The organism is Sphingomonas gilva (assembly GCF_003515075.1).
In the GTDB taxonomy this organism is placed as follows: Bacteria; Pseudomonadota; Alphaproteobacteria; order Sphingomonadales; family Sphingomonadaceae; genus Sphingomonas; species Sphingomonas gilva.
On the sequence record NZ_QWLV01000006.1, the window covers coordinates 121,712 to 134,302 of the forward strand.

Annotated in this window: 9 protein-coding genes; 6 read left to right on the forward strand and 3 right to left on the reverse strand. The window is 69.2% G+C overall.

From position 1 onward, the window contains the following. The first annotated feature begins 28 nt into the window (after positions 1–28). The 6 genes from tssK to D1610_RS12830 are packed head-to-tail and all read left to right on the forward strand — an operon-like array spanning position 29 to position 9,713. Complete coding sequence (tssK, locus tag D1610_RS12805) at positions 29–1,369, forward strand: type VI secretion system baseplate subunit TssK (RefSeq protein ID WP_118864584.1); 1,341 nt, start codon at positions 29–31, stop codon at positions 1,367–1,369. Then, positions 1,345–2,901 carry a type IVB secretion system protein IcmH/DotU gene (gene icmH / locus D1610_RS12810; RefSeq protein WP_245942222.1) on the forward strand — a complete coding sequence of 519 codons (1,557 nt, stop codon included), beginning with the start codon at positions 1,345–1,347 and terminating at the stop codon, positions 2,899–2,901. Before tssK ends, icmH begins: the two co-directional genes overlap by 25 nt. A gap of 14 nt (positions 2,902–2,915) precedes the next feature. Further along, positions 2,916–6,377 (forward strand): type VI secretion system membrane subunit TssM, encoded by a 3,462-nt coding sequence (tssM, locus tag D1610_RS12815; RefSeq protein ID WP_118864585.1) that lies wholly within the window; start codon positions 2,916–2,918, stop codon positions 6,375–6,377. After that, entirely contained in the window at positions 6,374–6,931 is a 558-nt protein-coding gene (gene tagF / locus D1610_RS12820) for a type VI secretion system-associated protein TagF (RefSeq protein ID WP_182466828.1), read from the forward strand. The genes tssM and tagF overlap by 4 nt, the downstream gene beginning before the upstream one ends. Continuing rightward, positions 6,928–7,692, forward strand: a complete 765-nt coding sequence (locus D1610_RS12825; protein WP_222927012.1) for a PP2C family protein-serine/threonine phosphatase — start codon at positions 6,928–6,930, stop codon at positions 7,690–7,692. Before tagF ends, D1610_RS12825 begins: the two co-directional genes overlap by 4 nt. Beyond that, positions 7,689–9,713: a serine/threonine-protein kinase gene (locus D1610_RS12830; RefSeq protein ID WP_118864587.1), complete on the forward strand. Its 2,025-nt coding sequence runs from the start codon at positions 7,689–7,691 to the stop codon at positions 9,711–9,713. The genes D1610_RS12825 and D1610_RS12830 overlap by 4 nt, the downstream gene beginning before the upstream one ends. A gap of 19 nt (positions 9,714–9,732) precedes the next feature. Here D1610_RS12830 and D1610_RS12835 read toward each other — a convergent pair whose 3' ends face one another. The 3 genes from D1610_RS12835 to D1610_RS12845 are packed head-to-tail and all read right to left on the reverse strand — an operon-like array spanning position 9,733 to position 12,587. Further along, a complete protein-coding gene (locus D1610_RS12835; protein ID WP_222927013.1) occupies positions 9,733–10,329 on the reverse strand; it encodes a hypothetical protein in 597 nt (198 codons plus the stop codon). A 24-nt stretch (positions 10,330–10,353) separates the two neighbouring features. Continuing rightward, a complete protein-coding gene (gene tagH / locus D1610_RS12840) occupies positions 10,354–12,018 on the reverse strand; it encodes a type VI secretion system-associated FHA domain protein TagH (protein ID WP_118864589.1) in 1,665 nt (554 codons plus the stop codon). After that, positions 12,015–12,587 (reverse strand): DUF6931 family protein, encoded by a 573-nt coding sequence (locus tag D1610_RS12845; RefSeq protein ID WP_118864590.1) that lies wholly within the window; start codon positions 12,585–12,587, stop codon positions 12,015–12,017. The genes tagH and D1610_RS12845 overlap by 4 nt, the downstream gene beginning before the upstream one ends. Between the last annotated feature and the right edge of the window lie 4 nt (positions 12,588–12,591).

Below are 12,591 nucleotides of genomic sequence, written 5' to 3' on the forward strand. Positions count from 1 at the left end.
AAGGGTGGGCGTCCTTGGGGGGATTTGAATGTCGGGCAAGAACCGTGTTGCGTGGCGTGAGGGCATGTTCCTGAGGCCGCAGCATTTCCAGGCTCAGGACCGCTTCATCGAGACGCAGCTGCGCGCCCGGGTGGATAGCGTGCGGCCATGGGCGTGGGGCTTCACCGAGATCGTCGTCGACGAGGATCTGGCGACGCTCGGCAAGTTCGGCGTGGTCCGCGCGAGCGGCGTGATGCCCGACGGCACGCCCTTTTCGATCCCCGACGACCTGCCGCCGCCCGAGCCGCTCGAGGTGCCGGGCGACGCGCGCGACGCGGTCATCCATCTGACGCTCCCCGCCCAGCAGATCGGCGCGGTCGAGTTCCGCGAGGCGGATTCGAAGGCGGTCGAGGCGCGCTTCCTGGTCGACGAGGGCGAGGTCGCCGACGCCTTTTCGGACGACCGCGCGACCGAGCCGGTCGAGTTCGGCCGCCCCAATCTGCGCTTCGGCGTGACGCGCGACCAGATCTACGGCCGCGTGACCTTGGGCGCGGTGCGCGTGCGCGAGGTGCAGAACAAGAAGCTGATGTTCGACGATCGCTTCATCCCGCCCTCGCTGTCGATCGACGCGGCGCGGCGGCTGAAGGGCGGGCTGACCGATATTATCGGCCGCGCCGAGCAGCGCGCCGAGGAGCTGGCGATGCGCGCGGTCGAGGCGACCGACGGCGGGGCGGAGACCTTCGCCAGCTTCCTGCTGCTCCAGGCGCTCAACCGCTGGGTGCCGATGCTGCAGCATCTCGAAGGACTGCCGAACGTCCATGCCGAGCGGCTGTACGAGACGCTGGTCGGCCTGTCGGGCGAGCTCGCCACGCTGATCCGGTCGGACCGCAAGCCGCCGCCCCTGCCGCGTTACGACCACGAAAATCCGCAGACCTGCTTCGATCCGGTGTTCGATCTGCTGCAATCGATGCTGGCGGCGGTGTTCGAGCGCTCGGCGGTGCAGATGCCGCTCGAGAATGCCGGGCCGGGCGCCTACGTCTCCAAGATCGTCGACCATAATCTCTACAAGACCGGCTATTTCTATCTGGCGGTCGCGGCCGCCTCGCCGGTCGAGGAGATCCGCGGGCTGTTCCCGCAGGTGGCGAAGCTCGGGCCGGTGCAGAAGATGCGCCAGATCGTCGATTCGGCGTTGCCGGGCGTGCCCTTGCGCCACACGCCGACCCCGCCGCCGCAGCTGCGCGTGCTGCCCGGCTATGTCTATTTCGAGCTCGACCGCGGGGTTCCCGACTGGGCCGAGTTCGCGACCGCGCCCGCGCTTGGCCTCCATGTCGCAGGCGACTGGCCGCAGCTCAAGATGGAGCTGTGGTGCGTGAAGAGGGCCAGCCGATGAGCAATGGTTCGGGCGGAGGCGGCGGCAATAAGACGGTGTTCCGTCCTTCGCCGCTGCAGGGATTGAAGCAGGGCCAGCAGCCCCCGCAGCAGCCGCCGGCGGGCGGCGCCGGATGGGGGCAGCCGCCCGCGCCGGGCGGCTATGCCAGCCAGCCCGATCCGGCCGGATACGGCGCGCCGCCGCAGGGCTATGCTGCGCCTCCGCCGCCGCAGCAAAGCTATGGCTCCGCGCCGCAGGGCGACTATTCGGGCTATGACGCGCCGCCGGCGATGACGCGCTCCGGCATGGGCGTGCAGGCCCCCGCTCTCGCGCCGTCGCGCTTGTCGGAAGACGATGTGCCGCTGCCCGCGACGCCGCGGCAGGTGCGCAACATCATGCTGGCCGAAGCCGGCCCGGTGCTGGCGCTCGCGGCGGGTATCCGATCGGGCCGGGTGCGCACGCCGCTGCCCCAGTTCCACCGCGAGGCGACGCAGGCGATCGCCAATTTCGAGCGTGCGATCGCGCCGCATTACTCGGAAGAGACGCGCCAGCGCGCGAAATATGCGGTGTGCGCGACGATCGACGACATCGCGCAGAACCTGCCCGGGCTCGGCACCGACGGCGCCGAATGGGCGCGGCGATCGATGGTCGTCCAGTTCTTCCAGGAGGCGATCGGCGGCGATCGCTTCTGGCAGCTGGTCGACGACATGCTGCGCACGCCGGGCGACAATCTCGACCTGATCGAGCTCTACCACGCCTGTCTCGCCTCGGGCTTCGAAGGCCGCTTCCGCGTGATGCCCGACGGCAGGCGGCGGCTGCACGAGATCATGGCGCGGCTGCAGGGCGCGCTGGGCCATGTCCGCGGTCTTTCGATGATCGAGATGGCTCCGCGCTGGCGCGGCGAGAAGGCGCCGGTCGGCAAGCTCGGTCTGTGGAGCTATGTCGCGATGGCGGCGGCGGCGGCTGCGACCTTGCTGCTGCTGATCTATATCGTGCTGCGCCTGATCCTGATGTCGTCTGGCGACGCGCCGTCGACGACGCTGGGCGGGATCGCTCCCGACGACCGGCTGCGCCTGTCGCGCGAGGGCGGCGCGCTGCCTCCGCCGGCGGAAAGCGCGCAGGCGTCGAAGCTCAAGCAGTTCCTCGCCCCCGAGATCGCCGAGGGGCTCGTCGTGGTCGAGGAGGATTCGCAGACCGTGCGCGTGCGCACCACCGTAGGCCAGCTGTTCGAATCGGGTTCGGAGCAACTGGAGGAAGGCCGGCGCGCATTGTTCGAACGGATCGGCGCGGCGATCGAGGAGGAGCAGGGCAGCGTGCTGGTCGAGGGCCATGCCGACAGCGACAAGGTGTCCAACCTGAAATTCCCCGACAACATGGCGCTGAGCCAGGCGCGCGCCGAGACGATCGCGGCGATCCTGCGCGGCACGCTGAGCGATCCGGGCCGCGTCACCCAGAAGGGCATGGGGGAGACGGTGCCGATCGCGTCGAACGACACGGAAGAGGGCAAGTCCCAGAACCGCCGCGTCGAGATCATCGTGCCCAGGCGGTATTGAGGGGGGCTGCCTAAATGTATCGCTTCATGCGCAACTGGTGGACGGTCTCGATCTTCTGCACCGTCCTGATCGCCGCGATATTCGGCTTCCTGCTGCCGATGTTCTCGACCTGGTTCGCCACCATGTGGATCCGCGTCAGCTTCGTCCTGCTGAGCTTCGCGATCCTCGGCTTCGCCGCCTTCTGGCGCTGGCGCAAGGCGAAGAAGGCGAACGACGCGATCGCCAACGAGCTCGCCCAGCCGAGCGCGGCCGACGAGGAATCGAAGGCGCTGGCGCTGCGCATGGCCGAAGCGCTGAAGGGATTGAAGGAGGCGTCGGGCAAGCAGCGCGGCTATCTCTACAATCGGCCCTGGTACGTGATCATCGGCCCGCCGGGCGCGGGCAAGACCACCGCCTTGCTCAATTCGGGGCTGCGCTTCCCCTTCGCCGAACAGGCGCTGAAGGGTGTCGGCGGCACGCGGAACCTCGATTTCTGGTTCGCCGACGAAGCGGCGATGGTCGATACCGCGGGCCGCTACACCACGCAGGATTCGGACGCGGCGGTCGATCAGCGCGGCTGGTTCAGCTTCCTCGAGCTGATGAAGAAGCACCGGCCGCTGCAGCCGATCAACGGGGTGATCGTGGCAATCGGCGTGGACGAACTGATCCGCGCCGATTGCGCCAAGATCGACGCGCACGCCGCGGCGGTGCGCCGCCGTTTAGGCGAGTTGAGGAAGACGCTGGAGGTCGCCGCTCCGGTCTATGTCATGCTGACCAAGGCCGATCTGCTGGCGGGCTTTGTCGAATATTACGACGATCTCGACGTCGAGGGCCGCCGAGCGGTGCTGGGGGCGACGGTCACCTATGCCGACGGCAAGCCGACCGCCGAGGCGCTGGCGCGCGCGTTCGACGAGATGGCGCAGGCGGTGGCGGACCGCCAGGCCAAGCGGCTGTTCGAGGAGCAGGATCTCCACCGCCGCAGCCTGCTGCTCGGCTTCCCCTCGCAGCTGCAATCGCTGCGGTCGCGGCTGATGCGCTTCCTCGACGGCGCGTTCCCGGCGGGAGCCGAGCCGGCTGGGGTGCTGCGCGGTTTCTATCTCACCTCGGGCGTGCAGGAAGGCGCGCCGCTCGATCGCATCCTTTCGGGCATGGCCGACGTCTACGACCGGCCGCAGACGGGCGGCGGATCGGGCCGCGCCTATTTCCTCAACCGGCTGCTGACCGAGACGATGTTCCCCGAAGCGGGCCTCGTCACCATGGACCCCAAGGCGCGCGCGCGCCAGAAGACCAAGCTGGTCGGCGCGTTGGCCGCGGTCGCTGCGATCAGCGTGCTGACGCTGGGCGCCTGGGGCGTCAGCTTCGCCAAGAATCGCAGCTTCCAGAACGATCTGCTCGCCAAGTCGACCGAGGCAAACGGCCTGTTCAAGCAATCGGGCGTGGACCTGCAGGAAGTGCGCGACAGCGACGCCGATCTGCGCGCGGCGCTGCCCGGGCTCAACGCGATGCGCGCGCTGCCCTACGGCTATGCCCAGCGCCGCGCCAGCGGGCCGCCGCTCACCATGCGCTTCGGCCTGTTTCAGCGCAGCCTGAGCCGCGAGGCGGAAGAGGCGTACCGCGAATCGCTGCGCCGCATCCTGCTGCCGCGCGTGCTGCTCCGGCTCGAGCAATATATGCAGGCGAACGCCGGCGATCCGATGCGCCTCTACGAGCCGCTCAAGGTCTATCTGATGCTCGGCTCGCAAGGGCCGATGGACCGCAAGGCGGTGCAGTCGTTCGTCACCACCGATTGGGCGACCGAGGTCTATCCGGGCTCCGACGCCAATCAGGAGCGCAACCAGCTGGCGCAGCATCTCGCCGCGCTGCTGGAGGACGAGAATCTGGCGAGCGTGTGGGAAGGCCGGCGCGCGCCGCTCGACGGCAATCTCGTCGCTTCGGCGCGCGCGGCGGTGCAGACGCTGAGCCTCGCCGACCGCGCCTATGCGGTGATGAAGCAGAAGGCGGCGACGCAGGGCCAGGCATGGCTGATGGCCAATGTCCTGACCCAGGGCGACGCGCTCGCCTTCTCCAACCCGGATCAGGTGCTGACCACCCAGGTGCCCTATTTCTTCACGCGCGAGGGTTACGAGAAATCCTATCTCCTCGGCCTCGCCACGGTGCAGGCCGATCTGGAGAAGGACCTGTGGGTGATGGGCGGCGACGCCAATTCGCAGGGCATCCAGAGCGAGATGGGCAATGTCCGCCCCGGCGTCGCCGGGCTCTACGCCAAGGACTACATCGCGGCGTGGGACAATGTCGTGAACGTGATGCAGCCCGGCCCCTATTTCGCCAATCCGGCCGCGTTCGGCGCCTTCACCAAGATGCCCTCGCCGCTGAAGCGCGTGCTGCTCGAGCTGCGCCGCAACACGATCTTCTCGGGCGGATTGCGCGGCGGCGCGGCGGCGATCGCCAAGCAGCGGCTTGGGTCCAGCCGGATCGGCAACTATGCCAACGCCGCGCTGCGCGACCGCGCGCAGCAGATCGATGCGGGCGCGGAGATCACCGCCTATTTCACCGGAGTCCACGAATATGTTGGCGACGGCAAGGGCGCGGCGCCGATCGACGATTTCGTAGGCGCGGTGAAAGAGGCCGGGCAGGCGGTGATGGCGGCGCAATCGGTCGGCGGCGGCGGCGGGTCGGAAGCGACCCAGGCGCAGATGGCGACCGCGATGGCCTCGGTCGCCGCGGCGGCCGCCGGCGCGCCGGCGCAGTTGCAGGGCTTCGTCTCCGAAGCCGCGAAGGGCGGTTCCTCCGCGCAGACAAGCGCGGCGCAGGGCGCGGTGAGCGACGCCTATGCGCAAAGCGTGATGCCGGCGTGCAGGGAGGTTGCCCAGGAGCGCTACCCTTTTTTCGGGGGCGCCCAGCAGGATGCGGCAGTGGTTGATATGCTGCGCGTGTTCGGCATGGGCGGCACGATCGACGGCTTCGTCACCCAGCGGCTGAGGCCGATGATGCAGACCGAGGGCCCGATCTGGCGCTGGAACCCGGACGATCCGGTCGCCGCCACGCTCGCGCCCGGAAGCCCCGAGGAGTTCGCCAAGGCGGGCGAGATCCGCGATCTGCTGGTCGGCGGGCTTCCCCTGAAGGTCGCGGTGGCGAGCTTCGGCAGCGAGGTGGGCGCGGTCGAATTCGCCAGCGGCGGCGCGAACTACCGCTTCGCGCGTGATTCGAACCAGCCCAAGCCGATCCTGTGGTCGGTCTCGGGCGGGCTGCCCACCGCCTCGGTCACGCTGTTCGGGCAGGACGGCAAGCAGGAGCTGCGCAAGTTCGAGGCCGAAGGCCCCTGGGCGCTGTTCCGCCTGATGGACCAGGCGGACAAGGAAAACGCCGGCGCGCAGGCGCTGAAGGCCAGCTTCGGCGAAGGCGGGCGCACCGTCACCTTCCAGATCGCGCTGCCCAGCGAGAACAACCCTTTCAGCCGCGGCGGCCTGTGGTCGTTCCGCTGCCCGACCGCGCTGTGACCAGCGCCGCCATCTTCGGCAAGCTGCCCGCGCACGGCGATTTCATCGCGCGCGGCTTCGCCCCTGATGTGCGCGACGCGCTCGACGACTGGCTCTCGACCTCGATGGCGGATGCGCGCGAGGCGCTGGGCGACGCGTTCGAGGATGCGTTCGACAGCGCGCCGCCGTGGCGCTTCGCCTGGGAGGAAGCTGGCGGCTGGGTCGCGGGGGCGATCGCGCCTTCGGTTGACGGCGTCGGGCGGCGCTACCCGATCCTTGCACAGGTCGCTGTAGCAGGGCGCGAGCAGGCGCGCGACGGGGCGGCGCACTGCGAGGCGGCGATCTACGACGCGTTTGGAGAAGGCTGGAACGCCGACCGGCTCCAGGCTGCGGTCGGGAAGGCCCCCGCCCTCTGGGAGGACGATTGGCCCGGCCATGCCGGCTGGTGGACGATGGGCAGCGAAGATCGCGAAGCGGCGACGCTGGCCGGCGAGCGGCCCGACCTGCTGATCCGGGCGATGCTGACATTGCCCGCGCGGTCGAGCGAGGATGCGCACAGGGAGGGGGCGGAATGACGGGCATGCGCATCGACAGCGCGGCTTTGAGCCATGAAGGGCGTGTCCGCACCAACAACGAAGACGCTTATTGCGAACGCCCGCGCGAAGGGCTTTGGGCGGTGGCCGACGGCATGGGCGGGCACGAGAATGGCGAATGGGCCTCGGCCGCGATCGCCGATGCGCTGAGCATGGTCGTCATCCCGCAGCCGTTCGAGGAGGCGTGCGAGGCGATCGCCGATGCGATCCACGGCGCCAATCGCCGCATCTGGCGCCAGGCCGAGCAGCGCGGCACCCAGATGGGATCGACCGTCGTCGCGCTGTTCATCCGCGACCGGCGCTTCGCCGTGCTGTGGGTCGGCGACAGCCGCGCCTATCTGGTGCGCGGCGGCATGATCCATCAGCTCAGCCGCGATCACACCCAGGTGCAGGAGATGCTCGATCGCGGCCTGCTGTCCGAGGCGGACGCGCAGGACCATCCGATGAGCCATGTGCTCGCGCGTGCGGTCGGCGTGCGCGACGATGTCGAGGTCGACGTCATCCAGGACGAAGTCGAGCCGGGCGACATCTTCCTGCTCTGCAGCGACGGGCTGACCGGACAGGTCGAGGATTTCGAGATCGGCGAGATACTGAACCTCAACGAGCCCGATCCGGCGACGCGCAAGCTCGTCGACCTCACGCTCGATCGCGGCGCACCGGACAATGTGACGATCATCACCGTCGCGGTGCACGAGCCGACCCTACTTTCCTTTGTCGAACCGGCCGTTACGGTGAACCCATGAACCAGGACGACAACAAGCCCGGCCCGCCCGAGGACCAGGAGGACCGGACCGTGTTCATGCCGTCCGGGGACTTTCCGCCGCCCTCCGTTCAGCCGCCCGCCGACGCGGACGAGGCAACGGTGCCGCCGCAACCGCCCGAGCCTGTTGGCGGTTTCGAACCTCCGGCTGCAAATCCGCCCGTCGCCCAACCGTCCGAACCGGCCACTACCTTCGATCCGCCGCCGACATCGCAGCCGCCGCGCGAGGCTACCGGCCATTTCGGCACGCAGTTCGCGCCGCGCACCGATGGCCAGGGCATCCAGGTTGGCGACGTCCTCAACCATATCTTCGAGGTGAAGCGCTTCATCGCCCGCGGCGGCATGGGCGAGGTGTTCGAGGGCGTGAACGTCAACACCGACGAACGCGTCGCGATCAAGGTGATGCTGCCCTCGCTCGCCGCCGATCCCAACGTCATCTCGATGTTCAGGAAGGAGGCGCGCACGCTCACCCGGCTGCAGCACGAGGCGCTGGTGCAGTACCGCGTGCTCGCGCAGGAGCCGCAACTGGGCGTGCTCTACATCGTCACCGAATATGTTGACGGCACTAACCTCGCCGACGTGCTCGGCCAGGTTGAGGCCACGCCCGAGGAGCTGGCGCAGCTGCTCCGCCGGCTCGCCGCGGGCCTGCGCGTGGCCCACGCGCTCGGCGCCATCCACCGCGACATGTCGCCCGACAACGTCCTCTTGGAGGATGGCAATCTCGGCAAGGCCAAGATCATTGATTTCGGCATCGCCAAGGATCTCGACCCCGGATCGGCGACGATCGTCGGCGATGGGTTTGCCGGCAAACTAAACTATGTCGCGCCCGAGCAGCTCGGCGATTTCGGCCGCGATGTCGGCCCGTGGAGCGACGTCTACAGCCTGGCGCTGGTGATCCTGGCGGTGGCCGGCCGGCGCAATGTGCAGATGGGCGGATCGCTGGTCGATGCGGTCGACAAGAGGCGCGCGGGGCCGGACCTGTCGGCCGCGCCCGAGGCGCTCAGGCCGGTGCTCGAAAAGATGACCAAGGCCAACCCCGCCGAGCGCTTGCGCTCGATGGACGAGGTATTGGCCGAGCTCGACAAGACCGGGCTCACCGGGCGGCTGCCGAGCACGCCGCCGGGCGCCCCCGCGGCGCCTTCCGGGCCTGGCAAGGGCGTGCTGATCGGTGGCGGCATCGCGGCGCTGCTGGTGATCGCACTGCTCGGCTGGCTGCTGCTCGGCCGCGGTGAAGAGCCGCAGGTCGCCAAGGGCGGCGCGCCTGCCGCCGTCTCGAGCGACCCTGTCGATGTGGCGCGGGGCGCGGTCAATTCGGTGCTGCCGTCGGTCGCCTGCACCTGGCTCGACATCGTCGATATCGGGCGCGACGGCGATGCGGTCACGGTCGCGCTGACCGGCGTCGCCGGCAACCCATCTGCCGCGCAGAGCGAGATTTCGCGCGCGCTGGCGGGGGCGGGGATCAACGGCGCGAGCATCAATTTCGAGGAAGTCTCGACCATCACCCAATCGGGCTGCGGCGCGCTCGACACCTATCGCCAGGTCCGCGCGCCCGACGGCCAGCGGCTGGCGGTGCCGCAGCGCAAGTTCGAAAAGCGGATGCAGGAGGCCGGCCAATATGCCGGCCAACTGGCGGCGAACGCGCTGATCAACATCAATGTCGGTGACCCGACGCTGGATTTCGCGCTGGTCGGCATCGAGCCGTCGGGCGTCATCACGTCGTTGATCACGTCGCGCGCCCAGTTCGACGAACTGCGTGAGGGTGGCGTCATTGTCGTCACGGATGTCGGCAGCGACCGCTATCGCCTGCAGATCGATGCCGATCACGACGGCTGGTCGGGGATCATGCTCTTGACCGGAAAAGGCCCGTTTCCGCCAGAGCTGATCGCGCCGGGCCTGGTCTCGCGCGGTCCCGACTGGACCAACCAGTTCGTCTCCGCCGCCGCGGCGGGCGGCTGGCAGTCGAACATGGTGTGGTTCAAGAATGTCGACGAGGTGCGCGACTGACGCGTCCGGTTAATCGCGATCAGGCTGTTTCGAGATATCGCATCAGCCGAGCGCGGGCGTCATAGGATGCGCCCTCGGCCAAGCTGGCGGTGATTCCCACCTGCGGGATCGTCTGCGCGATCGCATCGGGCCCGACATAGGCCGCCACCAGAAAGGCATATGCCGCCTTGAGCGTCCATTGCCCTCCGCCACCGCCCATCGGATACTGATCGCGCGGCGCCATGTTGTCGCTATGCGGCATGACTGGCAGGATCTTGGACAGGCGATTAATCCCGCGGAGGACGGTCGCGTCGCCGCTCATACCCTTCTGATGGTGGGCGAGCATCGCAGGGTCGATGCTGTCGTGCACGCGCGGGCGCGTTGCATCGCTTGCCTTGTCCCCCGTCGGGAGGCCGAACTTGCCCCCGGATCGCAGGGTGGTGCCGTCCATTTGAATGTCGCCTGGCTTTAGCTGTTCCTTCAGCAGCAGGATGAAATAGCCCTGGGAAAGCCGGCCTGCGTGAAAGCCGAGGGATTTCTCGACATTGGCGGGTGGGCGCACCCCGCTCCATAGCAGAGGCCCCACCATGCCGCCGCGCTGCACCGTACTGCCGAGTTCGACTGGTAAGCTTGCCATTGCCGCCCCCTCATCTGTAGCGGCTCATCGCCGCTTGCGCGCCTGATCCTCATAGGCCTTGCGGAATTCCTTGGCGAAGACGTCCATGAATGCTTCGTCCGAACCTTGGGCGACTCCGCCGAATTCGCGCTCATAGGCGGACCATAAAGCCGCGTCGCGGGCGCCGGGCATGATCTTCGCCAGCAGGCCCTTGTTCTCCGCCCGCGCCTTGATCGCGGTCGGCGAGAAGCGGTCGAGCGTCGCCTTCAATGCCCCCTGCATCGCCTTCAGCGTCGCCATCTGGTGCGATTGCAGATCGTAGAAGGCGTCCTCGACCGCACGGCCCGAATCCATGAAGCCGCGTTCGGGCGGGTTGAGCAGTTGAGCGATCGCCTGTTCGGGGGTGCGCGCGAATTTGATCGGATTGTTGCCGTCGAACTCAAGGCTGGTCGCCTCCGCGCCCATCTGCGACTTGGCGCGCGCGCGCGCCTCGACCATCACCACCAGCCCGGCGATCAGCTTGCGGAACAGCCCGCCCGCGCGCGCCAGCGTCTCGGGCGACATCTCCTTCAGTTGATCGCGCGTGATGCCCGCGCCGGCGATGAAGGTTTCGAGCGCCTGCGCGGACGAAGCCGCCGGCGCGGGTGCAGGCGCCGGAGCGGGACGGGCAGCCGCCGGAGGAGGAGGAGGAGCGGCCGGCGCGGCGCGCGGCGCGCTGGTCCGCTCGGGCGGTTTCGCCGCCCAGCTTTCGTTGGCTGATGGCGCGGGCGCACCCGCGGGCGGCGCGCCCCAGCCGTCGTCGAACTTGCTCATCTGCGGCTGTGCTGTGGGCAGCGCCTCGCGCGCCTGCGGCTTGTTGAGCCCCAGCGGATCGGCCGGCGTCTCGATCGGCTGGCCGAAGCCGCCGCGCGCCCAATCGACCACATTGCCTTCGGATATCTTGCCCCAGATATCGTCGGGGCTGGGCGGCGGCGCGCGATCGGGCGCGGCGCTGGACCAGCCGGACGCCGGATCGGGCGCGGGCATCTGCTCTTCCCAGGTCGAGCGCACCGGCGGCTCGGGCGCGCGCTGCGCCGGCGACCAGCCTGCGCCGGAGACCGACGGCGCGGCCGCCGCGCCGCCTTCATGCGCACGATGCGCCGCGGGCCGGGCGAGCGAAGGGCCGGTTTGCGGCGCCCAGCTCTGGCCTCCACCGGATGGAGCGGGCGGCGGTGCGGCCCAGCCGGAACCGCCGCCCGACGGAGCCGCCGGGGGCGTCGCCCATCCGCTCGATGCGGCGGCCGGCGCCTCGGCGGGCGGTTGCTGCGCGCCGCCATGGCTGTCCCATCCGGTCCAGCCGCTGCTTTGCGCCGCCTGCGCCGCGTCCTGCTCGCGCTCGATCGCGGCGACCGCTTCGCCCGACAATTCGGCGACGACCTCATATTGGCCGATCAAAAAGACATCGCCCTGGGCAACGCGGCGCGGCTCGGCCATGCGATCGGGCGCGCCGTTGAGGAAGGTGCCGTTGGTGCTGACGTCGGTCAGCTGGTAATGGCCGTCGCCATAGCCGATCTCGCAGTGGCGTGAGGAGATGTAGTTACGCGGGTCGGGCAGGCTCCAGTCGCAGGTCGGCGAACGGCCGATCATCGCCCCCCGCCGGTTCAGCACGAACTCGGTCGGCATCCCGTTGTCGAGACGGTCGAAGTTCCGGATACGAAAGGTAAGCGTCATCTCGCCGTAAGCGCGTCCATCCCATTGGATGCGACGGCTTCGCCCAGATCGAGCGCGCGATCAAGCACCTCGTCCGGATTGTCGCTGCGGAAGGCGGCCGCCAGCACCGCCGCGCCCGCGAAGGTGCCGCTCGATTCGGGCGGCGGCAGCACCGGCGGAAGATCGGGCATCGAGATCGATCCGCCGGAAAAAAACACGGCGAGCGCGAGCAGGCGCTCGGGCGCGCGGTCGCCCGCCGCCTCCGCCGCCTCGAACGCCGCGCGCCGCCGCGCGTCGTCCGGATCGCCGAGCCAGCGCAGCGCGAAATCGAGCGCCTGGCGGTCGCGCGCCGGCAGCCGGCGGTCGAGCGCCTCGCGTTCCAGGACATGGCCGGCCCAGGCGATGCTTTCGAAGCGGGGCAGGGCGAGCGCGAGGAACTTCACCGCCTCCGCGCGCTGCTCGGCGCCGCGGATCGAAGCGAAATGCGTGACCGGGGTCACCGCCGGTTCGGGCAGCTCGGCCTCCTCGACGCGCATCAGCTGCACGACCTGGCGGGCCTCGGTGAACTTGCAGAGCATCCATTCGGTCATGCGT